The organism is Paenibacillus sp. 37, from assembly GCF_008386395.1.
Classification (GTDB): Bacteria; Bacillota; Bacilli; order Paenibacillales; family Paenibacillaceae; genus Paenibacillus; species Paenibacillus amylolyticus_B.
This window is the reverse complement of sequence record NZ_CP043761.1, coordinates 1,243,750-1,268,430: the sequence shown is the minus strand read 5'-3', so window position 1 is coordinate 1,268,430 and position 24,681 is coordinate 1,243,750. Positions and strand designations below refer to the sequence as shown.

Sequence of the window (24,681 nt, the reverse complement as noted above, 5' to 3'; positions counted from 1 at the left end):
GCAGTTAAAGGTTGATGAAATTGATTCACTTATGCAATTAAAACTGAGGTGATTTCCTATTGTGGACGTTAAAACGATTCTTGACCCCGTATAAGTCGGCGGCAATCGTCGCCCCTCTGCTCATGGTACTTGAGGTAACCATGGACCTGCTCCAGCCCAAACTGATGTCCAGCATCGTGGATGATGGTGTACTTGCAGGGAACCTGTCCCATATTGTGACTACAGGACTGATCATGCTGCTTGTTGCGTTAATCGGCTGGGTTGGCGGCGCAGGCTGCACACTCTATTCAAGCAAAGCTGCCGTGGGATACGGCACGGATCTGCGTCAGGAACTGTTTGATCATATTCAGACCTTCTCCTTCCGCAATCTGGATACGTTTCAGGAAGGATCTCTGATCACTCGTCTGACCAGTGATATTACCCAGATGCAAACTTTTGTACAGATGCTGCTGCGGATGTTTATCCGTTCGCCGATGCTGATTATCGGTAGTATTATCATGGCATTTACAATTAGTGTGAAGCTGGCTTTGATTCTTATTGCCACTGTGCCGGTACTGTTTATTATTTTATTTATTCTGATAAAAGCTTCCTATCCGCTGTTCGCCAGTGTTCAGAGCAAACTTGATCAGGTCAACGCCGTGCTCCAGGAGAATCTTGCCGGCATCCGTGTCGTCAAGGCGTTTGCACGTGCACGTCTGGAGAAAAAGCGGTTCAAGCAATCCAACGAAGATTATACTTCAACCGCCGTCAAAGCCTGGCGTATAGTCACGCTGAATGCACCCGTGCTCAGCTTGATGCTGAACGCTACCATTGTAGCGGTGCTGTGGTTCGGAGGCTTCCAGGTAGTTGGAGGCGATATTGCTGCCGGAGATCTGATTGCTTTTATCAACTATGTCACGGTTGTCCTCTCATCCCTCACGTCGATCGGCATGATGATGATGAGCTTCTCTCGCGCCAAGGTGTCTGCTGCCCGGCTCAACGAGGTGTTACATACACAGCCAGATATTCAATCGGGAACCGATAACTCCGGGAAAGTACAGTCACTGTCTTCTATCCGTGATCAGAACTCATACCAATCGTCTCCCCTTCCCTCGCACACAGGCGGTCAAGTGGAGTTCAGAGACGTATCTTTCCGTTATGACGGAGAACATGCACTTACCGGCATTAACCTGATCGCTCGCCCGGGTGAGAAAGTGGCCCTGATCGGTTCAACAGGTTCAGGCAAAACATCGCTGGTGCAGCTGATTCCCCGTCTGTATGATGCTTCACAGGGTGAAGTGCTCGTGAATGGAGTGAACGTTCGTCACTGGGATCTTCAGGATCTTCGCAGCCGTGTATCCATTGTGCTCCAGGAATCCATTCTGTTCAGCGGCAGCATCCGGGATAACATTTGCTTCGGCCGGCCCAATGCAACGGATGCTGAATTGCGTGCTGCGGCACAGGCTGCGGCTGCGGATGATTTTATTATGAAACTAAAGGATGGCTATGACACGGAACTGGGCCAGCGCGGGGTCAATCTGTCCGGTGGACAGAAACAGCGGATTTCCATTGCACGCGCCCTGCTCATGCGACCTGAAGTACTGATTCTGGATGATAGCACCAGTGCTGTGGATCTGCGCACGGAAGCAAGTATTCAGAAGGCTTTGCAGTCCTTAATGAAAGACAGCACGACCTTTTTGATTGCACAGCGGATCTCCTCCGTGAAGGATGCAGACTGTATATATGTCATTGATGAAGGACAGATCGTTGCCAGGGGCACACATGATGACCTTATGGCACATTCATCACACTACCAATCGATCTATTATTCGCAGCAACGGAAGGAGGATGTTCAATTTGGCTAAACCTGCATCTTCCTCCATACAACAAACGGTCGTGCCTCCCATCGGAAGACCCGGACCAGCGGGCAGAGGACCTGTCCCCAAAGTCCGAGCGAAAAATGCTCGCCATGCCCTGTTTCGGGTGTGGTCGTATATGGGACGTCATCGTAAAGGAGTTATCGCTGCATTAGTGCTGACGGCTCTTGGTACACTGCTCAATCTGGCAGGACCTTATCTTCTCGGCCGCGCCGTTAACGAACATATCGTGCCCAAAGTAACAGCGGGTTTGCTGAAGGAATGTCTTCTTTTGCTGAGTGTTTATGTCCTTGGCTCACTCCTGATGTGGGCTCAATCCTATGTCATGATTGGTGTCTCCCAACTGACCGTTAAGGATCTGCGACATGCGTTGTTCTCCCGACTACAAGAGTTGCCTGTCAGTTTTTTTGATAAAAATCAAAGCGGGGACCTGATGAGCCGGGCCACCAATGATATCGATAACGTATCTACAACGTTGAATCAAAGCGTAACTCAATTGATGTCCAGTGCCATCCTGCTCGTTGGTTCCTTGTCGATCATGTTTGCACTCGATGTTCGGCTTACCCTGCTCAGTCTGATAACGGTACCGTTGATTACCATCGCCACTCGCCTGATCGCGTCAAGAACACGCCAACACTTCACCGCCCAGCAGAAATTGCTCGGTGAGCTGAATGGGTATGCTCAGGAAACCATTGCTGGTCAAAAAGTCGTAGCGGCCTATAACCGTCAGGCTCAGGCACATCAACATTTTGAAAATCTGAACGAGAAACTGCGCACATCCAGCACACAGGCCCAAACCGTTTCGGGTCTGGTTGGGCCTACGATGAACGTGATGAACAATATCGGGTTTGCCATACTGGCTTCTGTAGGTGGATGGATGGCTTATCATGATCTGACATCCATCGGACTAATCGTCAGCTTTCTCGCTTACTCCCGCCAGATTGAGCGGCCTCTCAACGATCTGGCCAATCAGTACAATCTGATTCAGGCTGCAATTGCTGGTGCTGAACGTGTCTTTCACATCATGGATACGCCTGGCGAATATGTGAAGGAACAGAAAAAACAACTGGATCAGATTCAAGGTAAAGTTGTATTCGAGGATGTGTCCTTCGGGTACAGTGCGGAGCGAGACATTCTGAAGAAGGTTAGCTTTACCGCAAAACCTGGCGAGATGATTGCACTCGTTGGACCCACCGGTGCAGGTAAAACGACCATTATCAACCTGTTACCCCGTTTCTACGAGATTACAGGTGGACGGATTACCATTGATGGATGTGACATCTCGGAACTGGAGAAGGATCAACTCCGTCGGCAGCTCGGCATTGTACTTCAGGATGCCTACCTGTTCTCGGGTACCATTCGCGACAATCTCGCCTATGGCAAGCCCGACGCAACCGATGAACAGATCAGGCAAGCGGCTGAGCTGGCGAATGCACATTCGTTCATCCGAAAACTGCCACAGAGCTACGATACCCCCATCATTTCCGGGGGAAGTAACCTGAGTCAGGGACAACGACAACTGCTAACCATTGCCCGGGCAATTCTGGCTGATCCGGCCATTCTTATTCTGGATGAAGCAACGAGCAGCATTGATACGCGTACAGAGATGAAGATCCAGGAAGCAATGCGCACTTTAATGAAAGACCGCACCAGCTTTGTCATCGCCCACAGACTGAGCACGATTCGTGAAGCCGATCAGATTCTCGTAATTGATGATGGACAGATCGCTGAATGGGGCAGCCATGACGAGTTGATGCAGCAACAAGGATTCTACTATCAGTTACATCAGGGACAGCTCAATAAGTCGAACTAAAGTGTGTCTGCATAGCTACTGCACAATAGTTTAATCGAAATACTAAACGCCGCACGGGGTTCTTCAGGACCCATGCGGCGTTTTTATGTTTTTGTCTAATGACTATTTAATTGCTATCTCTGGGTAAGTTATATGATTTACGTCTCCATTGGCAGATGAAGCGTGAAGGTGGAACCCACCCCCATTTCGCTATGGACGGTAATTTTACCATTATGATCCTGAACGATTTTCTGGCAGAGTGCAAGTCCCAGTCCCGTACCTTCTTCTTTGGTTGTATAAAATGGATTAAAGATGGTGGATAGCGAATTTTCCGGAATTCCACTTCCTGTATCTGTAATTGAAATGAGTACTGCATCTCCGTCCTGCAACAAATCCATATGAACCTCACCAGGGTCTGTCATTGCTTCAAAAGCGTTACGAATCAGATTGATCAATACCTGTACAATTTTATCCCGATCCATGATGATCACAACTGGCTCATTAGTCATTTCAAGTGTAATTTGATGCCCTCGAGATGCCGCATCTGACTCGGTCAGAGACATCACTCGTTCAAGGCAGTGACCCAAATGTTCAGGCTTCATATGATTGGCATGTGGTTTGGAAAACTGCAAAAATTCAGCCGTCAGATCGGTTACTCTCGTCACCTCACCCATAATCACTTCATACCATGGCGCGATATTAAACGCTTGTCCACGGGAAAGCTGCAGGAATCCACGAATTGCGGTAAGCGGGTTCCGAATTTCGTGAGCCATACCCGCGGCCAGTTCACCTACAGCCCTTAGTCTTTCGGAACGAAATACTTCTTCTTCATTTTTCAGCCATTTGCTGCGCTGTTGTTGAAGCAGCCTATCCTCGGCTACCGTCATAAAGTGCTGCAACGAATCCGACATTTCTGGGTACAGGGAGATGCTATAGCTTACCTGGAGTCCTTGAAGCTGCACGGATAGCAGTGACGACATTCGTTCTTCCACATCCTGTATCTCCGGCAAAACGACCGCAAATCGGTCTCCTGCATACCGGGATATGCCATAGGCCTCGGTGAAATGATTGCTAATCATCTGACCTGTACCTGTGATTACCGTACACCAAGGATCTTCTGAATCTTTTTTAAAGCCGCTAAAGTTATTGACGTTCAAAAGGACAAGCAAAAAAGACCGCTGCTCTTCTACTGTCTTATGTAACACCTCCATGTAACCTTCGTAATTCAACAGTCCGGTAAGCGGATCATGCAGGGTCAGGAACCGATTTTTTTCCCGAAGCCTGCGCTTCTCGACCTCACTGTTGATTAAGGTATGATACAAAAAAATGATAACAACCGAGGTTAACAGGTCAAATAACGAAACCAGCAAAGCATATGTATCTACAGGCACATACGAAAGCCGAATCAACGTATATTGCAGCATAAGCAGCAACGAAATCGGCAAGGTCTGCGCCAACCTTGGTTTGTCCTGGATCATTGAAATAATGAGCATATAATACAGCATGTTGCACCAGTTCAGTTCACTGAAATAGTGGAATATCCCGAGAAAAATCCACTGAAATTTTCGCAGCACAGGATATCGTCTCTCCCCATAAATACTTGCTACCAATAATGTCGCCGAAAGTGACATTGTTGCCATATGAGGGGTAAGCCTGAGAACATAAGAGGACAGAATGACAAGCAGACAACCTAGCGGGAATATCACCATTTTCATCGTGTAACTAAGCAAACAGCCTCGCCCCCTTTGACATAAAACTCACATCAAACAACTTATGTACATGTATTATATCGATTATGATTAGCTGATGTTGTCGATTAATGGAGGCTGGTCAAATTCACATGAATGTATAATTTATGAAGGCAATAGGACATATGATGTAATTGTAATCAACAAAAGTGAAACAATTCCTCTTCGCATAGATCATTATTGTGGTACAATACATTAATGGATTAATTTAGGATAAATACTTGGTTATGGAGGATATCACATGACAACACAACGAAAACCACTGGGCCTCGGAACGCTCTCTCTACTCGTACTTTTGATGGGTCTCGCCTTTAATTTCCAATGGGGCAATGCAAATTTTATGATCAGTCACTATCTTTTTAACTTAATAAACATACCTATTTATAGCAACGGAACTCAAGGACTTCACATTCCTTTTGTAGTAGCAGCCCTCTTCTGGATTCCAGCCTTCTTGATCGCCAAAAAAAATCGTTCACATTATGGCACAAGTGTATCTTATAACGTTGCCGGATTCATGTTGCTCTTATGCATCATTGGACCAGTTATCCCCGTTATCGATTGGATGGTCAATGGTTAAACAATTAAAGCCAGCTCTCTATATCCCGAGGGCTGGCTTTTTTGCTACTTTTTCATATAAGATGAACAAATTGTTTACACGATAACGTAGAGTGCAGAACCAATCTGAAGAAGCGAGAGCGTTCGCATTTATCACCGGATTTTCCCCTATTAATATAGGGAATCAAGAAAATCAGGGGATAAGGGCGATCGGAAGATGGTACTGCACTCGGAGTACAACGGTGTAACCTTTTAACGTTAATCTTATTTTTTCGCCATATACTTACGGATATCAAAAGCCACCGCAGCAACAATGATCAATCCTTTGATAATCAATTGCCAGTACGGACTTACACCGATAAATGTCAGACCGTAGTTAATGACCCCGAAGATCAGCACACCCGCCATAACTCCAGGTACCGTTCCAATACCACCCGCTGTCGATACGCCGCCTACCACACATGCGGCAATCGCATCCAGCTCATACATGTTACCGTAATTGTTTGTTGCTCCACCTGTGCGTGCTGCCTCAAGTACACCACCCAGACCATACAGTGCACCGGCAATGGCATACAGGGCAACCAGGTTGCGTGCAACATGAATCCCGGATACATGCGCTGCCTGAATGTTGCCGCCGATCGCGTACATATTTTTGCCGAGACGTGTTTTGTTAAAGATCACCCAGCAGATTAATGCCACCGCAATAGCAATGAGGACAATATACGGGATGGAATAACCCCCGCCCAGATCAATGTATCCAGAGCCAATGACGGTAAAATCGGGTCTTAATCCTCCGATCGGCTGTGACTGGTTGGGTTCCGTATCAAAATAAATGGAGTTCAGTCCATACACGGCAACCATTGTACCCAGCGTTGCGATAAAAGGGGGCACATGTAATTTGGCGACAATCAGTCCATTGACCAAACCCACGAATAGACCTGCGGTGATTCCAACCAGAATCGGCAACAACACCGGCAAATGGGGCAGATCGGGAAAGAAGCGGTTCGCATACTCATCAATTTGCAGCATCGATGCCGATACAACAGCCGTCAGACCAACCACCCTTCCCGCGGACAGATCGACCCCACCCGTGACGAGGATAAAGGCTGCACCGAGTGCAATAATGGCCCGTGTGGAGGATTGCTGTAAGATATCCCGCAGTGTAGAGAAGGCCAGAAAATTCGGATCGGCAATAGCTATACCAATGATGAGCAGAATCAATACGATAAAGATGGCGCGTTGTGTTACATAATTTTTCACTTGATTGATCATCTGTGTGTTCATCTGTTTCCCTCCTGACTAAGCCATCCGCTGCTGTGCGGCCAGCCTCATAATATCCTGCTCTGTTGCCTCGGCTCCGTCCACGATTCCGGTTAGACGCCCTTCGCTCATCACCATAATGCGATCCGACATACCAAGCAGTTCAGGCATCTCCGAACTAATCATAATAATGCTTTTGCCCTGACGAGCCAGTTCCGTAATAATGGTGTAAATCTCGAACTTGGCCCCTACATCGATTCCACGTGTCGGTTCATCCAGCAACAGAATCTCCGGATCGGTCAGCAACCAGCGGGCCAGCAGAACTTTCTGTTGATTACCGCCAGACAGGTTTCGAATCAGCGTGTTAACTGAAGGCGTTTTGGTTCTGAACTTCTGCGTCTGTTCCCGTGCTTCTTCCCGTCCCTTTTTCTCGTCCAGCAAGCCCACTCGATTTTGGTAGCGCCCCAGACTGGCAATGATCGTATTCTCATACACCGACAACACGGGGAATATCCCTGTAACCCTTCGTTCTTCCGTGAGCAACGCGATATTATGACGCTTCGCTGCTGCGGGGGAGTTAATCTTCACCTTGCGCCCATGAATCGAAATCGTACCTGAAGCGAGTCCGCGCAGTCCAAACAAGGACTCCATCAGTTCTGTCCGCTGTGCTCCAACCAACCCGCCAATGCCGAGTACTTCACCTTTTCGCAGCTCAAAGGATACATCACAAAACGATTTGGACTGGTTGGATGTCAGACCCTCGGCCTTCAATATCACTTCACCGGGTACGTTGGTCCGTTCCGGGAAACGTTCATCCAGATCACGCCCCACCATGCGTGTAATAATCAGATCGGTCGTTAAATCTGCAGCATCCCAAGTCCCGACAACAAAGCCATCACGCATGATTGTCACTTCATCCGAGATCGTCAGGATCTCCTCCATCTTGTGGGAAATGTAGATAATGGACACACCCCGACTGCGTAGTTCATTAATAATGGCGAAGAGTTGCTCCACTTCCTTGCCTGTCAGGGAGGAGGTGGGTTCATCCATGACAATAACTTTGGAATTGAACGAGACCGCCTTGGCGATTTCCATCGATTGAATCTTGGAGACAGACAATGTTCCCGCTTGAGCCTTCGGATCAATATCCAGATTCAGGTCCTTGAACAGAGCCAGTGTATCGGAATACATCCGTTTCTCGTCGACCAGTATTCCCTTCATCGAAAAACGACCCAGCCATATATTCTCCATCACCGGGCGATGCGGGACCGGATTCAGCTCCTGATGAATCATGGATATGCCTTGCTGAAGTGCCGCTTTGGAATTTGGAATATCCACATCCTTTCCTTCGATGCGTATCGTCCCTTCATCTGGATGATACATCCCGAACAGACATTTCATTAGTGTGGATTTGCCCGCTCCATTCTCTCCCATCAAGGCGTGAACCGTACCGGGCTTCAGTTTCAATGTGACCTGACTTAGTGCCTGCACACCCGGAAATGCTTTGGAAACTCCATTCATCTCCAGCAGGTAAGGTGACTCCATCTTGGTTCCTCCCTTCCATATGACCGAAAAAAAGGGACGCTACCCGAATGTCGGACGTCCCTGTCTCGTGCTGTTATTGGGCGTCGGCAATGTTGTCTTTGGTAATCTTTTTGTATGCAATCCAGACGTATTTACCATCAGTAATATCGTATTTGGTATTTTCCTTCGTTGGTGTCTCACCTTTGGCAAGTACGGAAGCCAGTGCCACCGTGGCTGCACCCTGATTTTTGGCATCATTGAGTACCGTGCCCAGCATCGTACCATCCTGCAGAGCCTGAATGGCTGGAGCTGTTGCATCCACACCTACAACCGGCATCGATTTGCCATCCTTGAAGTATCCGGCTGCTTTCAATGCCTCAATGGCACCCAAGGCCATGTCATCATTGTTCGCAAGAACGGCTTCAATCTTGTCGCCGTGGGATGCCAGGAACGCTTGCATTTTCTCCTGCCCCTTCACGCGGTCCCACATCGCCGTGTCTTCCGCTAGTGCTTCCACTTCGATACCGGCATCCTGGATCGCCTGAACCGAATATTTGGTCCGAAGCTCTGCATCCTGGTGACCCGGTTCCCCTTTCAGCATGACGTATTGCAGTTTGCCATCGCCGTTTTTGTCTGCTTCCGGATGTGCTTTCCAGTAATCTACAATCAGCTGTCCAGAGATCGTACCGGACTCCTCCGCTTTTGCTCCAACGTAGTACACTTTATCCCACTTGTTCATATCTTCAGCCACGGGCTCACGGTTAAGGAATACCACTGGAATGTTCGCTGCTTTGGCCTTGTCAATGATGACACCTGCTGCCGTCCGGTCCACCGGATTCACGGCCATGGCATTGTATTTCTTGGACACAAACAGATCGACCTTCTCGTTCTGGGTTGGCTGTGCATTCTGGCTATCTACAATATCCAGCGTCGCAACACCTTCCGCTGCTGCGGTCATTGCATTACGTACACCCGTCATGAATGTATCGTCAAATTTGTAGATGGCAACACCGATCTTGGGCGTTTCCGTCCCAGCTGCTGTCTGGCCTCCTGTATCTGTTCCCGTACTTCCACCTGCACTGTCTCCGCCGCTGCTACACCCCGCCGTCACAACCATACATGCCGTAATCAACAGTGTCATCCAAGTTTTCTTCATATCCTAATGACCTCCCCCAAGTTCATTCGGCTTCACCGATGTCTTTATTATGAAAGGGTTTACATTAAATTCGAATACAATATCTTCACCTGTTCTATCGAAATCTTCCTCAAGTTAAAAAACAGCTTCATTTCTTCATTCAGTATTCGTTCCGGCACTCGTTCCAGCATTCGTTCATTGTACAAAAGGAAACAACAGCTTCTGGTTATCCATCCAGAACATATTGTCTGTACTAACCAGCTTGGTCTCAAGTAGAACTCTCGCTTGCACCTGTTGATTGTTCAGCCGCGCAACGGCTTGATTCAATCCCAGATAACCTGCACTGTATCCATTCTGAACGATAAGATGATCAAAGACCCCTTCTTGCAATTGCTCCAGTTGCTGTTGTTCACTGCCGAATCCAACAATTCTTACCTTGTCTGCAAAGCTGCGTCGATTCAGTTCATCAGCTGCTCCCAGTGAAGCCGGTTCCTGAAGAGTGATAAAGCCATCCACCTCCTGCTGGTCCAGCAATTGCTTCGCAGTCTGCCAACATCCGTCCCGTGTATTACATATCGATTTGGGTTCCACTTGAATATTAGGATACTGTACCAAGGCTTCCATAACTCCCTGCTCTCTCTGAATAAGACCAGAATTGAGAGGATCGGGGCCCAATAAGGCCACATGCCCTTTCCCTTCCAGAAGCTCCGCCATAGCCTGACCGGCCTGTCTTCCCGCCTCAACATTATCCATCGAGATGAAACTGGTGATGCCTTTCACGGGAAATTCATCGTTAAGCACAATGACAGGAATAATGGTTCCCTCGGAATTTGTTTTCTGTGCCTCCTGAATGATGTCACTAAGTGCCTTCTCACTTAGTGGATCAACCAATAGAGCTGATGCCCCCTGCTTCAGAGCCGATGCGGCGGCCTCCACTTGAGCCTGCTCTCGCACACTGCGAGACAACGTTTGGCTGTTCGGGTTTGCCTGTTTGACCTTCATCTGACTTCGATCAGCGTCCAGAAGGGCAGGTGTGTACACATGACCCTCGGAAGGGTATGCTTCCACGGTAATCAGTTCCGCCCCACTCTCTTTGGCAGCCGCTTCGGCACCAAGCCGGATGGCTTCCGCAAGTTCGCCAGTGCCTGCTGGTGTAATCAGCGCAATACGTGATGGTACTGCCGCAGCATCGGGACTCGATAAGCCACAGGCGCTGCATATGAGCAGACAGCAGCTTGCAGCTGTCAGGGTTACTAACCGACGTTTCCGGATTCCAGGGAAGCCCGCAGCAACCTTTTTCCAAAACGTACGGATATTTAATCCTTCACCTTTATGGGCATCGTTCCTATTCACCTGTTTGTCTGTCATCAGGCTCGCCCTCCTTCTGCTGCGATTGAATGGGAATCCGAATCCAGACCGTGGTGCCTTCTTCCAACTCACTTGCAAATTCAAGTCCGTAACCCTCCCCATAATAGAGACGAATTCGGTCATGGACGTTTCGTACCGCTACGCCGGAGCCTGCACCGCTTTTGACCACAGGACGACCACTCAATAATCCCGACATCTGTTCTTCCGTCATGCCGACCCCATTATCTGTAATGCGAAACACCAGCTTGTTGTCCGCACAATAAACATCGACCTCAATACTTCCTTCGTCCATGTGGTACTCGATGCCATGAACAATGGCGTTCTCAATCAGGGGTTGAAGCACCAGCTTCAATGTCAGGCAATCCAGAAGCGTCTCATCGGCTTTAATCGTAAAGTTAAATTTACGCTTGAACCTCATCTGTTGAATCGTCAAATAATGCTGCGCATGCTCCAGCTCTTCCCTGATCGTGATAATCGTTTTGCCTTGACTAAGACTGATGCGAAACAGGCGAGAGAGAGACGTGATCATCGTAATCACTTCTTCATTGCGACTCATGCCTACCATGCGCACCACGGAATTCAGCGTATTGTATAGAAAATGTGGATTAATCTGGGCCTGCAAAGCTTCCAGCTCCAGACGCCGCTTCTGTTCCTGTTCATGAATGATCTCATCCATCAAGGTGCGAATTTTATTGACCATCAGGTTGAAGCGACGGGATAGTCGTTCCACCTCCAGCGGCCCTTCAATAGGCAACTCCACGTTGAAATCCCCGCGCTCCACGGCCTTCATCTTACGTTCCATTCGCCGGATCGGACGAGTCAGACTGGAGGATAGGAACAGGGATACGAGAATGACCAGCACCAGTACAACGATCAATACACGAATGAGATATCCGTTCACTTCCTGACGAGTCGTCATAATCTCATCCAGATAAGCAACACCGACGATTTTCCACCCGATATTGGCAACGGACTTTACGGTATTCAGCCTTTTCTGTCCATCTGCCTCATCTTCATAACTGCCAGATGCCACCAAAGCCTGTTCGATATTTTCGCTTTTGAGTCCCATATACATCAATTGCTGCTGCGGATGGTACACAATATTACCCGCGCTCTCATCGATGATATAGACATATCCCCGTTGCCCCAGACTGACCCGGCGGCTCAGTTCGTCCATCTGCTTGAAATTGATATCAACCAGCAGGATAACCTGCCGATCCTGACCATTTTGCCGTATCGTTATGCCTTTGCTCATGGAAACGACCCATTTATATGGGCCTGTGTACATATTCTGAATATGAGGTAACGAGAAACTCAGGTGATCCGGCACACGAAGCGCAGACTGAAACCACCCTTGCTGTGTCACATGGGCACTCGGTTTTAATTCGGCTGTAGGTCGGTTCTTGAGCAATTTTCCCGTGGAATCGAGCAGAGTAATCGAGATGATATCTTCACGACTGCTGAGCAGTGTGTCGAGCTGTTTGTCCACCAGTTCCCCTTCCCATGTCCCGTCACGCAGCATATGTTCCTCTATGGCACGGTACAGATGAGACATACTGCGAACGTAATCCTCCAGGTTATAACTGACCTGATCCACAATCTGTCTCGTCGTCAGTTCCGCACTTCGCTCGGCAGCCTGCGTGAACTTGTCATGCAGAAGCATCGCCATGATGGTCAGCACCAGAACGATGAAGACGGAGAAAGACCACGTAATAATAAACCGGATACTGCTGACCCTGGACGAGCGCATCCTGGAGCGTAATTGAAGTCCTATGGACTTCACCCACCTCGACAAGAAGTTCATCGGAGTGAACCCTCACTTGCAGCCTGGGAAGCCTGTTTACGATATTCTTTGGGCGAGACGCCAATATGTTTTTTGAAACAAAAACTGAAGTAATTGGGTTCGGCAAAGCCAACCTGCTCCGCAATCTCAAATGACTTCAGCTCTGTCGAGCGAAGCAGTTCCCGCGCTGCCTCCATTCGGATCTGCATCAGGTACTGCAGGAAGGTAAGTTGCACTTCTTTTTTGAAAATGCCACAAAAATAACCGGAGCTGATATGCAAATGCCCGCACACCTTCTGAATGGACAGGTCAGGGTCGGCATAATGCTCTTTCGTGAAGACCAACGCCTGCTCGACAATATCCTTATATACATGCTGCCGTCCGCTGGCAATGCGATGTTGTACGAGTAGACAGACCTCCTGTACCTTCTTCTGTGCCTCAGTAAGACCCGGCAGTCGGAACAAATCCGCATACAACTGGAACCCTGCACCAAAGATGTCTTCCATCTCCTCCCCTGATGCCTGTGCTGCCTTCCATACTGTTGTTAATACTTCAATTAAATAGAGCTGAATATCACTTCGTCCGTGTTCCACTGTAATTTCCCCGAAAATGATCGCAAGTGCTTCCTCCAGCTCCACTTGTGTACCCGCCTTCAGGCAACGTGTCAGCGTCTGCTGCTTCAACTCGTCGAACCGCAGCTTGCCAGCCGTCTGCCGCTCTACATCCGCGATATATATGATTGAATCCGTCCCGGGCACAAGCCGATAATCCAACGCCAGCAGGGCATCTTCATAGGCATGATTCACATCCGCGAGTGTATCCACAATCTGTCCAGAGCCCACCGTAGCCGGGATACGTAAATAGTGGTTGATGCTGCGCATCACATTTTCCAATGCTTTCTGCTGCCGCTTCGCTCCATCTGTACCGCCCGTACGATCCACATAGAGCAGGACAATCGTCTCCTGATGCATAAAGGCATGACCAGCCCCATGCTCCGCCCAAACCTCTGCCGCAATGTTAAGTGCAGCAAAGCGTTTCAGTTCAGCATCCTCAGATTGACGCAAGGAACCTCCGGAAACGAATATCTCAGACTGATCCGCTACCTCGGATGTTGTTTTGTTATGTCGTTGTGGGGGCTCGCTGAATACTCCCTCAGGTTTCTCTTTCTGTACATCTCCATCCATATGCAGTGTCAATACGGACACCCCATAACGTTCTCCTGTCAGATCCAATCCGCATTGTTTGGCTTTACTATGAATATATGTAGAGGATTTTTGCCGATGGAGCAAGGTCGCCATCAGATCTGCCTGCAGTAACGGCAGGCTGGTGTGATAGTGCTCACGCAGCTGTTGTACATCTTCACGCTCAGCCACTTCAGCCGCCATCTGGGCGCGCAGTCTTGTGAGCAGTTCTGTGAGATGTCCTGCCGAGAACGGCTTCAGTAGATATTCGTCCACACTTAACGAGATGGCTTGCCTCGCATAATCAAATTCATCATATCCAGTCAAAATGACCACCTTCACGAGAGGATTACGCTTCCTTAATCTTTGTGCGAGTTCCAAACCATTCATGAATGGCATGCTGATATCGGTCACCACAATGTCCGGCTCTACCCGCTCCGCCATCTCCAATGCTTCCCGCCCATTCTCAGCCAAACCGACAATCCGCAGATCGAGCGCTTCCCAATCGACCTCTACAACAAGTCCTTCACGCACATCTTCTTCATCATCCACCAGCAGTACCCGGTACACGTTTGGATTCCTCCCTTTTGATGACGGCCTTATGCCCTATCAACGAATATATATGTAGCATTGTGAATCATTGGATATCTTATTGCTCATCAAATATGCCAAATGCTACGGGCTCATGTTGATCAGTTCCAAGGTTGCCATCATAATATACAATATTATCAGGAATATGTAATCGCTTTCTTTATTAGAGGTAAGGCAACCCTGTCGGGCAGTGCCTAAGTGAAATGTGAAGGATCGTATATGAATGCTAAAGGTAGGTTAAAGTAATACAAACACGGAAAATTTCGAAGTACTTCTAATAAGAGGTGTTTTGATTCTGACTATAATTCAGACTTTATTCTTGTTCTTTACGATGATTCGTACTTAATGTTTTAAAATAAATCATTGTTGTATCTGGGTTGGTGTGTCCCATTATCTCGGCCAAACGGTGCAGAGGCGTATGCTCGGCCATGGCGTAGCCAAAACGATGACGCAGGTCGTGTGAACTCAGTCCTTCCAGCCCTGCTGTTATCATTACTTTTTTAATCAGGTGGCGCAGTGCTCTCTCCGTTAAACGATCATTTGTCTTCTCGGAAGGAAAAAGGTAAGCAGGATCGTTATCAAGATCAGATAAGTACTCATTCAACATGACAACACATTGTATATTCAAAGGGATCTTACGTTGCACGTTGCGTTTATCGGCTCTCACTGTCAGGTGACCGCTTCGTCTACCAAGTTCGATATCATGAGGCTTGAGGTTGCATACCTCCATCGTTCGCAAGCCTGTGTGAAACATAAGGGTCAGGATGGTCTGATCACGAAGGGAATTACCATACTCCACTGCCGCGAGGAATGCCTGCTCTTCTTCAAATGTCATTCGACGTGGACTTACTTTGTCTTCCGGAATGAATTTTAATGGTTTGGAAGGGTCATGACTGAGCCTGGATTCCAAGACAGCCCATTTGAAAAAACGCTTCAGCGTAATCAACCTCCGGTTAATGGTGGCTGGTTTCAATAACATAACTTTGTGAGCATCTTCACGATAACTGACTAAAGTGGATGTATCCACATCTTCAATTCGCAGTGAGAACTCTTCGCTGAGCATGGTGCTTTCCTTGTACCATTCGATAAAGTGTTTCAGATCACTTGCATATTCCTTCACGGTTTTGGGATGCAATTCTCCCTCTTTAGCAAGCATATGTAAAAATTCCTCTACTGTCGGTTCCCGCTGCACCGAAACCCCTGATGACTGATTCATTAGAAAATACCTCCAAATCTTGACTTATATTAGCGGACATGGTATTATCATATTAATCGATACATTAGCGGACATCAAGTTCGTGGTTTAAATGCACCAGGTGAGTGTCAATTTTAAATTATACTCGTCATAATGATCGGCTAAAAACTTATTTTTTGGAGGAATCACATGCAAACAGGTACAGTGAAATGGTTCAACGCGGATAAAGGATTCGGCTTTATCGAAACTGAAGAAGGAACAGACGTATTCGTTCATTTCAGTGCAATTCAAGGTGAAGGTTACAAATCTTTGGACGAAGGTCAACGCGTTCAATTTGAAGTAACTCAAGGTAACCGTGGACCACAAGCTGAGAACGTTACTAAACTTTAATTATATGAAAGCTGCCTTATTAATAAGGCAGCTTTTTATTTACACATATGTGTCACAGCAAAGTTTCCACATCACAAGAATGAAAGCGAGGTATTCCCCATGGATAAAGAACAATTGATCACAGAAGTAGCCAAGGCTGGCGGTTTCTCCAAGAAGAATGCTGAAAAAGCTGTAACCGTTGTATTGGATTCGATTCTCGAAGCTCTCAAAGAAGGCAAAGAAGTTCAACTGGTTGGATTCGGGAAATTTGAAGTACAGAAACGTGAGGCAAGAACGGGAAAAAGCCGGAAAACAGGCAAAGAAATTCAACTACCTGCAGGTAAAGTTCCTGTATTCACAGCAGGTTTAAGCATGAAAGAAGCTTTAAATTAAACCACGTAACAAACGTAACAACCCATTGAAAAGAGGTTTTTATTCAAACACACAATGATAATATGGATTTAAATGTCGTGTTTACTACCGTTGATGATATCATTAACTTTTATTCAGGCAAACAGACAAACACGGATCATGCAGAAGCTCATACTCATTCAAAGCCCTCACTAGCAAAGTCTGATTGTACCCTACGACCACCCACCCGCTAAATTAACATTTCATCTTGGACAACAAGAGGCCCTGATCCGCTCAAAACGGTCCAGGGCCTGATTTGGCTGGAAGCCAGCTCTGTCAGGAACCAGCTTTTTTTATCTTTTATGCACTACCATCCTATTTGCTGTTCAAAAGTTCGCGCAAGATCTGGAGATCATATGTAGAGACAAGACATTCCAAATGCGCATCCAGCCATTCCTCATCCTGATCCCACCACTTCAATTCCAGCAGCAGTGCAATCGTCGCTTCGTCAAAACGCTTTTTAACAGTCTTGGCTGGATTACCACCAACAATCGTATAGGGTTCAATGTCCTTAACAACGGTTGAATTGGAGGCAACGATTGCCCCGTCTCCAATCGTGATACCAGGCATGATCGTTACATTTTGTCCAAGCCATACATCGTTCCCCAGTACCGTGTCACCCTTATATGGAAGTTGTTCCAGTGTAGGTGTCACACGCTCCCATCCTCCACCAAAAATGTTGAACGGATACGTCGTCATGCCCTCCATCCGATGATTAGCGCCATTCATAATGAATGTCACACCTTCCGCAATTGCACAGAACTTGCCAATAACCAGGCGATCACCAATAAAGTCATAATGATGTTGTATCCGATCATAGAATTGCTCTGGCGGATTGGTGTTATCGCTATAATACGTATAATCACCAATGTCCACGTTGGAACGTGGTGGCAGGTTTTGAATGTAACATACGGTGCGGATATTCTCATTGGGGAAAAGTTTTGTTTTATCAGGAGCCATATTGCAGTCCCTCCTTTTCCCTATTGTAACAGATATTATATCTTAAACGGACGAAGTGAAGTCTGACATGGACGAGGCCGGATTTTGCTGGATGTTCGCTCCGTCTAACCTGAAAAGCAGAACAAAAAGGGATTCGATCTGACCACCGAATCCCTTTTCTTATTCTCCATACAACAACGTTGATCTGCAGGTGATATTTCTTATTTGGATGTAAGGCTTACTTGTGCAGCGGTTTGATCCCAGTTCACGGTAAGTCCCAGTCCTTCAGAGATGAAGCGTACAGGCACGAGTGTGCGACTGTTTTGAATGATCGCTGGTGCATCAATTTCGAGTGTCTCTCCATTTACGGTTGCGGTGCTGCTTCCGATCTTGAGCACAAGGGTCTGGTCATTCAGAACCGCTGTTACCGTCTTCGCCGTTTTGTCCCAAGTCACTTCTGCACCCATTGCTTCGAGGATTGCGTTCACTGGCACCATCACTCGGCCACTTTGCTGCAGTGGGTCCTGATCCGGGAATGTGATCGATTTACCATCGAGTGTTACGGTAATGGTTTTGTCGGCTGTTCCGGATGTGGTATTCGAACCTGTCTCTTCCGAAGTCTCAGGCAAAGGCGTTACTTCACGTCCAAGTTGCTCTTGCAGATTCGCAAGACGGTTCAGTGCAAATGTCGTCAGTGATCCGGCTGCCATAGACCCCATGCCTCCTCCCCCACCGCCGCCAAAGTTACCACCAGGGCGTGTCTGAGTATTGCCTGTACCCGTTGTTGCATCTGTTGTACCGTTTCCAGTTGTAGCACCCGGCTGAGTTGGAGGTGTCATTCCTTCAAAACCTTCAGGTGGGGTCATGCCTTCAAATCCTGCTGGTGGTGTACCGCCCATACCACCTGCCGCATCTGCATTTGCAGAATAAGCGATGTTGGATTCAAACTGTTCTGTCGTATAAAATTTCGTTGGATCTGCTTCCACATAAGGACGAATCTCATCGGCAACGTCAGTAATACGATTCTGAATGCCTTCCATATAGTCCGTCAGTTCATTGACGTAGCCCAAATATTTTTCCTTATACTCCGGCACAGCAAGCAGGTTGTTAATCATCGGTACATTTTCCATGTTAATGCCTAGTACCGGCTCGTCCACAGATACGTTTGTCGCGTTGGTGTTGGTCGTGGTTGATCCGGTCGTTGTGCCACGTCCGCCTCCACCCGAGTACCCGTTGAAAGACATGTTGAAGTCCCAAGGAACAACGGTGAACTTGCCATCGGCATCACTGTAGAGCATGTAGTTGTGCCCTTTGTCGCCGTTATAGCTGTCATAGTTGCCAAAAACCATGTTGCCTGCAATATATTGAAGCGCCGAATCCACGTCCAGCACACTTTCAATATCGCCTTTTTCACCTTCTGGCATCTCGTTCAGCGTTTGGATAAAAGTTTTGAGTTTGGCTTTGTCTTTATCCGTACCCAAATCTTTGGTAATTGTGCTGTAGTCACTGCCCTCTTCATATTGAAGATAACTCTTCTCATCCGTATCGTAGAGGACGCCTTCTTCGTAATCCTCACCGTAGTTGCGCTCCAAGTAACTGTCATCTACGGCTTCAACCCCGGTATAGAAACCGACCAGTTCGCCATTAACATACAGATTGACGTAGTTTGTCATCGGTACATCCATGCCAATGCTGCGCAGCGCCTCATAGTGAAGAACTTCACGCATGTACGATGGATCAGCATAGTTGTTATTCAGCACCATTTTGTCCAGTCCGAGCAGGGTTTGTGTTTTGTCATATTTATCAAACTTCAGTCTGAAGCTGTATCGATCCGAATCCTCCATCGAGGCCACGACTTTCAGGGTCAGGTTCCCCTTAGTGGAGAAACCGACGTTGTCCAGCTTGTTGCCGTCCACTTCCACACTCACATTCTTGTAATCCTTATCCAGCGGACTTTCGAGCATACTCTTCCAGTCTGCATCATCAATCGTTACATTCACATCAATCACGTTGTCCGTCTGGAACAACGGTTCATACGCTTGCGTTACGTTTGCACTCGCGGTTGTCGCTGTGCTCTCTGCGGCAAATGCCGCATTTGGACATGCCATCAGGCCAAAAGATGACGTTACCATCGTCACGGACAATGCCGTTACTGCAAATTTTCGTAATAGTATATTCAAATGATGAATCCTCCCTCTTGGTTTCTATTAAGCAACTGAGGCTTATGTAACCATGGTAGGGGACGAACCTTTAGTGAATCTTAAATAACGACCACAACAAAAAGTAGCCCATCAGGCTACATAAGTTGAACTATAAATGTTACACCTTATCACTCCGATTGCAGTACCATTTTCCGATCGCTCTTATCCCCAGATTTTCATCATTCCCTTTGTTTAAGGGGAAAATCCGGAGATAAAGGCGAACGCTACGCTTCTTCAAATTGGTTCTGCACTCTCCGTTTAGGTGTAAAATTGAGCTTCAACTTATATAGATACCTGCCAGGCTACTTATTCTGATCCTTTATAATTCGATAACGGTCACTCCTTCTGCTTGGTAGTAGTCCTCATTCACATTGTTTAGAATGTTAGCCTTTAGCAGAATACCGACTCCGGCAAACAGTCCGATTCCATTCGCATTCCCTTCGATTCGGTTATTTTCAATCAACACATTCTCGGGATTCCCTTCGCCAATATTGCCAGCTCCAGCATCGCCTTTGTCGCGCTCAAGCCGTACGCCCCAGTATCCACTGGCAGTATTGTTACGAATCACATTGCCTCGAATCACCGTACCCGGTCCATTCAATACTTTGATTCCAGCCGCATCTGCAATCGTGGTTGTATTCTCGATGAGATTATCCTCAATTAGAGTATCGGGGGTACCCATCATCACCGAAATACCGATTCGACTGTTCTTGATTGTGTTGTCATGAATGTAGTTCCCATTGCCAGACTTGCTGTGGTTGCTGGGCGCTGAACCCCCTGTATTGCCAAGCCCAATCCCTGCACCTGTCAGCACATCCATAATGACATTGCCGGAGATTTCATTTAAATACTCAAGTTCACCATGAAGATCGATGGCATCCAGCTTGGTTCCATTAAATGTATTGCCGCGTAACACGTTATTGTGAGCCACAAACTGAATCAGTGCTCCATGTCTGAGATAAGGACCTTCAAATGTACTGTCCTCCACCACATTCCATAACGTATCATTGTCAAAGCCGCGTCGATCGGTCTTGGCCGTTCCCTGAATCGAAATTCCGTAACCTGAACCTCCAGGGCCCAGATCTGTTGCATTGCGGAAGGTTGCATGCTTCACAACAACATCGCGGCTGTGCTCAATTCGGATAGCCATTCGTTTGAACTTTTCCACAATTACGCCGTCAATCGTAATGTCATACGATGGTACCTCGCCATAATTGGCAATATGAATCAGACTATCCGGCCCCCCTGCGGAGGGATTATTGGATTGATGATCAGTCGTGTAGCTGCCGGACCAGGACGAAGTTAGGGTCATGTTGGATACGAGAATGCTGTGCTGAGCCGATGCCTTCAGAACGGCACTGCTCGTCACCTGATCCAGCGAAGTCAGGAGCACGGTTTCTTCACGGCTCTCCCCTCTCAGATTCACCCCGGATTTGAGTATCAGGTTGGTGGTTCCATCCGGCCCGGATAACAAATTGTACACTCCATTGGGTAAGAACACTTCATCACCCTCGTTAGCCTCATCAATGGCGGCCTGTATTGCTGGTCGGTCATCACTCGTGTTGTCGGCAGGATCTGCTCCATATTCGCGTACATCAATTGTACGTCCGGTCACGGCATGTGGAGCATGGACAACATGTGGTGTGCCATCTGTTTCCGTCAGACCTGGGGCGATAAAGGGCATCGTCCCTTCAGGTGGTTGTGGAACGATGTATGGGATCAGAGCCACAGGTGTCCGTCCCCCTGCAAAAGGGGCATACAGATGCACATCGGTCAGACTTGTGTAAATACTTGCATCGGAATTGCCATGCCCGGTGATCCGTACATAACGTACAGAAGTGTCTGGGATATCAAATGCCTGCATTTCGGTTGTATCCCCACTGCTTTCGCCGTTGAATACCTGGGTCCACTGCTCACCGTCAACAGACGATTCCATCTCAAAAAAGGTCTTTCGGACATCCCCTTTGTAAAAACCAATCCCAACATAACCCACTGTCTGCGTCTGCCCCAGATCAAATGTAATCCATTGCCCCTCTCCGGCAACAGACCAGCGTGTATAGCTGTTATTGTCGAGAGTATTGGTCGCCAGGTTGCCGTCGCTGCCACTTGCCGTGACGGAAGCCACAGGCAGGGACGATACCGGAACCGCAAGGGTGATCATATCGGTTAATAAAGGACTGCTGATATTCCCGGCCTCATCAATTGCCCTCACTTGAAACGTGTACGATGTTCCACTTGTAAGTTCGCTGTCACGAGCTGATTGTTTATCTTGTTCAGCCAGCAAAACTCCATCCCGATAGATCCGATAGGCAGATACAGCCGTATCATCGCTGGCCGCTGGCCATCTCAGTTCCGCAAAATCCGTCCCCCAGTTGCGAATCTCAAGCTCAGCCCCCTGCTCCCATTCGGGTGGCTGTGTGTCACTTCCATCTTCAATCAGTGAGATGACTGCTAACTGTGGACGCGGATTGCTCGTTCCGTTCGCTTCCTTGGTGTATACGTTCACGGAAACACCCGTTGATTCCGCATCCGCAAGCAAAAATGCAACCTGCCCCGCATCTGGACGACTCTTCACAACATCGGTTACATCCACTTCATAGACGGCCGGGCTTCCATTCCGATCTGCCGTAACCTGGAAAGTGCCCAGCAATGAACCTTCGCTCAGACTTTGGACCGGAGCATTCGACCAGGTTAACGATGATTCGCTCCAGTCTGTTTCATTCAAACCGTACAGAGACAACTTGGTATCGATATTTGATGTGCCTTTCTTGGCGGCAATCCGCAATCGATACCGATCTCCTTCCGGCTCATTTCCAGTCATATCAAATTTGAAGTACACATATTTCTTGGTCGATGAAGTGGAAGAGATGCTTAGTAATCCGGTGCTGGAGCCCGTGGCCTGATTGAAATTCAGGTCAGGCTTGCTGCTGTCAATCGCCGCATCGTCGCTTGGCAGCTTACTGGCGATGACCTTTTCAATCAACGGTTTTTCTTCATCCACTTCTTCATCTCCAGGCGAAGTGTTTTCGGGATTGCTTTTGAAAATTATTGGCTCCGTAACGATCCGGTTCTTCACATGTTCATCCAGGAAGGCCCATGCCTCTGCATTCGCAGTCTCGGAAGCCGCCCCTGTAAATCCATGTCCCTGACCGGGTACGACTTTCATATCCACAATCGGCACACCCGCAGATTGAAGCTGTCCCGCGAAGGTAACACTGTCGGTATAGGGAATGGTACCGTCAGCATCACCGTGCCGTATCCAGAACGGTGGATCATCCGGTGAAGCATAGGAGCCCGGCATGGCAAGTCTGGCCTGTTCCGGTACATCCAATGCGCGATGACCGCCAAGCAGAGCCGTGACCGAGCTATAATTATTGGCAAATGTCGTCGTAAAATCAGCGGGTCCGTACCAGTCGGCAACCGCCTGCACTTTGTCGGAATATTCAGGCCATCCGCCAGAACCTTCGAGATCTGGTACCTCTGCCGTGACTCCTGTATCAAGCACGACGGGATCACCAGCGACCAAGTCCCCCGTGGTCCCGAGTAATGCGGCCAGGTGACCGCCCGCAGATGATCCCCAGACGCCGATACGACTTGGGTCCAGATTGTACTGGGCGGCATGGGCCCGCAAATATCGGATAGCAAGTTTGACATCCTGAATCTGGGCAGGGAAAGGCGCCTCCGGTGTCAGCCGGTAGTCCAGAGATACACCGATGTAACCACGTTTGAGTACATAATTGCATATGGAGTTCAGTGCCTGCTTCCGGTCCCCGTGATTCCATCCACCTCCATGGATATAGACCATGACTGGCATCGGTTCAGCTGCCGCTGTCTCGGGAACGGCAATGGATGAATACATCGCCCGCCCACCAGCCATGCCGATCTCCACATCCTCGTACAAAGTCACTCCTTGGGGTGGCGTAAATTCAGTATTCCCTTCTCCAGGCGGCACTGGGGAGGGGGCAGGCGTTATTCCGGGAATAGCCTGACCGTAAATGGCAACATTGTCGATATACATGTTGGCCTGCATGGCATCTCCTGTCCGAAATCTAATTTTAACCGTGCTATTATTGTTCGCTTCCGAACCCAGCGTCCAGCTTTTTAGCGTATTGCCTTCCTTGTTCTTCATGTCTGGAGTGCCTGGGGGAAGTTCGAACGTCTCCAGCGTCGTCCATGATGCGCCATCGTCCTTCGACCATTCGATAATCACACTTCCACTTATATAGGAGGAAGCACGCGTGTAGTAGCTCAGCCGTATATTTCCGTATCCAGTCAAGTTTAGAGGCAGTGCAAGCGCATCGGTTCCGTCCATCTTGATCATATTGGGCAGCGAGGGAGCAGTTGTGGAAGATGACGTCTTGGCCTTGCTTCCTCCTCCCCCTTCCTGGAGCCAGGGAGCTCTCAATGCAATTCCGCCTGTAGAGCCAAAATTATCCGGGTCATCAAAGTTTTCCGCGTAAATCTCCAGCTCCGGGCCCTCCGGTTCCGGGTGATTTTCTCTTTCTTCCTGTGTAGGTTTGAGAATAGAGCTAGGAACAGCATCTTCCATCGCCCGAACTTCATGCACGGGAACGATGGTGCCGTTAATGAGAATCATAGACATGGCAACAAGGACAACGCGCTTTTTCCACGTTTTGAACAATTTATTCACTTGTATCCCCTCCGCACGGTAGTCCAATCTTCTGACGTTATACCTTTGCGATCTGTCCGTTCTCCAGAGCTGCTGCTTCTTGTTGACTTGTTTCTTCCGCACGGTGAGCAGGACATCCTATT

General features: G+C 48.2%; 16 protein-coding genes. 5 read left to right on the top strand and 11 right to left on the bottom strand.

Annotated elements, in window-relative coordinates; all coding sequences use genetic code 11:
- Nucleotides 1–59: 59 nt before the first annotated feature.
- Both F0220_RS05575 and F0220_RS05570 read left to right on the top strand, forming a co-directional pair.
- Nucleotides 60–1,844 (top strand): ABC transporter ATP-binding protein, encoded by a 1,785-nt coding sequence (locus tag F0220_RS05575; RefSeq protein ID WP_149846353.1) that lies wholly within the window; start codon nucleotides 60–62, stop codon nucleotides 1,842–1,844.
- Nucleotides 1,837–3,669, top strand: coding sequence for an ABC transporter ATP-binding protein (locus tag F0220_RS05570; RefSeq protein ID WP_149846352.1), 1,833 nt, complete (start codon nucleotides 1,837–1,839; stop codon nucleotides 3,667–3,669). Before F0220_RS05575 ends, F0220_RS05570 begins: the two co-directional genes overlap by 8 nt.
- 137 nt (nucleotides 3,670–3,806) lie before the next feature.
- Here F0220_RS05570 and F0220_RS05565 read toward each other — a convergent pair whose 3' ends face one another.
- Nucleotides 3,807–5,363, bottom strand: a complete 1,557-nt coding sequence (locus tag F0220_RS05565; RefSeq protein ID WP_223199856.1) for an ATP-binding protein — start codon at nucleotides 5,361–5,363, stop codon at nucleotides 3,807–3,809.
- A gap of 274 nt (nucleotides 5,364–5,637) precedes the next feature.
- Between F0220_RS05565 and F0220_RS05560 the strand changes: the two genes are divergently transcribed.
- Complete coding sequence (locus F0220_RS05560; protein WP_091015712.1) at nucleotides 5,638–5,973, top strand: hypothetical protein; 336 nt, start codon at nucleotides 5,638–5,640, stop codon at nucleotides 5,971–5,973.
- A gap of 242 nt (nucleotides 5,974–6,215) precedes the next feature.
- On the opposite strand, the gene mglC is transcribed toward F0220_RS05560, so the two are convergent.
- The 7 genes from mglC to F0220_RS05525 all read right to left on the bottom strand — a co-directional run bounded on the left by mglC (nucleotide 6,216) and on the right by F0220_RS05525 (nucleotide 16,009).
- Entirely contained in the window at nucleotides 6,216–7,235 is a 1,020-nt protein-coding gene (gene mglC / locus F0220_RS05555; RefSeq protein WP_076214373.1) for a galactose/methyl galactoside ABC transporter permease MglC, read from the bottom strand.
- A gap of 15 nt (nucleotides 7,236–7,250) precedes the next feature.
- On the bottom strand, nucleotides 7,251–8,756 hold the full coding sequence (locus F0220_RS05550; RefSeq protein ID WP_149846351.1) for a sugar ABC transporter ATP-binding protein: 1,506 nt from the start codon (nucleotides 8,754–8,756) through the stop codon (nucleotides 7,251–7,253).
- Between the two features lie 73 nt (nucleotides 8,757–8,829).
- Nucleotides 8,830–9,891 (bottom strand): galactose ABC transporter substrate-binding protein, encoded by a 1,062-nt coding sequence (locus tag F0220_RS05545; RefSeq protein WP_105600894.1) that lies wholly within the window; start codon nucleotides 9,889–9,891, stop codon nucleotides 8,830–8,832.
- A gap of 174 nt (nucleotides 9,892–10,065) precedes the next feature.
- Nucleotides 10,066–11,238, bottom strand: a complete 1,173-nt coding sequence (locus F0220_RS05540; RefSeq protein WP_179198485.1) for a substrate-binding domain-containing protein — start codon at nucleotides 11,236–11,238, stop codon at nucleotides 10,066–10,068.
- Nucleotides 11,216–13,042 carry a cache domain-containing sensor histidine kinase gene (locus F0220_RS05535; RefSeq protein ID WP_149846349.1) on the bottom strand — a complete coding sequence of 609 codons (1,827 nt, stop codon included), beginning with the start codon at nucleotides 13,040–13,042 and terminating at the stop codon, nucleotides 11,216–11,218. Before F0220_RS05535 ends, F0220_RS05540 begins: the two co-directional genes overlap by 23 nt.
- A complete protein-coding gene (locus tag F0220_RS05530) occupies nucleotides 13,039–14,772 on the bottom strand; it encodes a response regulator (RefSeq protein WP_149846348.1) in 1,734 nt (577 codons plus the stop codon). The genes F0220_RS05535 and F0220_RS05530 overlap by 4 nt, the downstream gene beginning before the upstream one ends.
- Before the next feature lie 334 nt (nucleotides 14,773–15,106).
- Nucleotides 15,107–16,009: a tyrosine-type recombinase/integrase gene (locus F0220_RS05525; protein ID WP_149846347.1), complete on the bottom strand. Its 903-nt coding sequence runs from the start codon at nucleotides 16,007–16,009 to the stop codon at nucleotides 15,107–15,109.
- 168 nt (nucleotides 16,010–16,177) lie between these two features.
- Here F0220_RS05525 and F0220_RS05520 point away from each other — a divergent pair, with 168 nt between their 5' ends.
- Complete coding sequence (locus F0220_RS05520) at nucleotides 16,178–16,378, top strand: cold-shock protein (protein ID WP_017690333.1); 201 nt, start codon at nucleotides 16,178–16,180, stop codon at nucleotides 16,376–16,378.
- Nucleotides 16,379–16,477: 99 nt separating this feature from the next.
- Nucleotides 16,478–16,750, top strand: a complete 273-nt coding sequence (locus F0220_RS05515; protein WP_091015726.1) for an HU family DNA-binding protein — start codon at nucleotides 16,478–16,480, stop codon at nucleotides 16,748–16,750.
- Nucleotides 16,751–17,083: 333 nt separating this feature from the next.
- Here F0220_RS05515 and F0220_RS05510 read toward each other — a convergent pair whose 3' ends face one another.
- The 3 genes from F0220_RS05510 to F0220_RS05500 form a co-directional block, all read right to left on the bottom strand.
- The gene (locus tag F0220_RS05510; RefSeq protein ID WP_149846346.1) at nucleotides 17,084–17,728 is read right to left on the bottom strand and encodes a Vat family streptogramin A O-acetyltransferase; all 645 of its coding nucleotides are present in this window, start codon (nucleotides 17,726–17,728) and stop codon (nucleotides 17,084–17,086) included.
- A gap of 200 nt (nucleotides 17,729–17,928) precedes the next feature.
- Nucleotides 17,929–19,887, bottom strand: a complete 1,959-nt coding sequence (locus F0220_RS05505; protein ID WP_149846345.1) for a CotH kinase family protein — start codon at nucleotides 19,885–19,887, stop codon at nucleotides 17,929–17,931.
- Between the two features lie 340 nt (nucleotides 19,888–20,227).
- Nucleotides 20,228–24,661, bottom strand: a complete 4,434-nt coding sequence (locus F0220_RS05500) for an alpha/beta hydrolase fold domain-containing protein (RefSeq protein WP_223199855.1) — start codon at nucleotides 24,659–24,661, stop codon at nucleotides 20,228–20,230.
- Between the last annotated feature and the right edge of the window lie 20 nt (nucleotides 24,662–24,681).

What these genes read in the sequence shown, in the direction of transcription:
- F0220_RS05510 (WP_149846346.1), bottom strand. Translation starts at nt 17,728, where the DNA reads ATGGCTCCTGATAAAACAAAACTTTTCCCCAATGAGAATATCCGCACC.
- F0220_RS05565 (WP_223199856.1), bottom strand. Translation starts at nt 5,363, where the DNA reads ATGAAAATGGTGATATTCCCGCTAGGTTGTCTGCTTGTCATTCTGTCC.
- F0220_RS05520 (WP_017690333.1), top strand. Translation starts at nt 16,178, where the DNA reads ATGCAAACAGGTACAGTGAAATGGTTCAACGCGGATAAAGGATTCGGC.
- F0220_RS05515 (WP_091015726.1), top strand. Translation starts at nt 16,478, where the DNA reads ATGGATAAAGAACAATTGATCACAGAAGTAGCCAAGGCTGGCGGTTTC.
- F0220_RS05545 (WP_105600894.1), bottom strand. Translation starts at nt 9,891, where the DNA reads ATGAAGAAAACTTGGATGACACTGTTGATTACGGCATGTATGGTTGTG.
- F0220_RS05525 (WP_149846347.1), bottom strand. Translation starts at nt 16,009, where the DNA reads ATGAATCAGTCATCAGGGGTTTCGGTGCAGCGGGAACCGACAGTAGAG.
- F0220_RS05540 (WP_179198485.1), bottom strand. Translation starts at nt 11,238, where the DNA reads ATGACAGACAAACAGGTGAATAGGAACGATGCCCATAAAGGTGAAGGA.
- mglC (WP_076214373.1), bottom strand. Translation starts at nt 7,235, where the DNA reads ATGAACACACAGATGATCAATCAAGTGAAAAATTATGTAACACAACGC.
- F0220_RS05535 (WP_149846349.1), bottom strand. Translation starts at nt 13,042, where the DNA reads ATGAACTTCTTGTCGAGGTGGGTGAAGTCCATAGGACTTCAATTACGC.
- F0220_RS05560 (WP_091015712.1), top strand. Translation starts at nt 5,638, where the DNA reads ATGACAACACAACGAAAACCACTGGGCCTCGGAACGCTCTCTCTACTC.
- F0220_RS05550 (WP_149846351.1), bottom strand. Translation starts at nt 8,756, where the DNA reads ATGGAGTCACCTTACCTGCTGGAGATGAATGGAGTTTCCAAAGCATTT.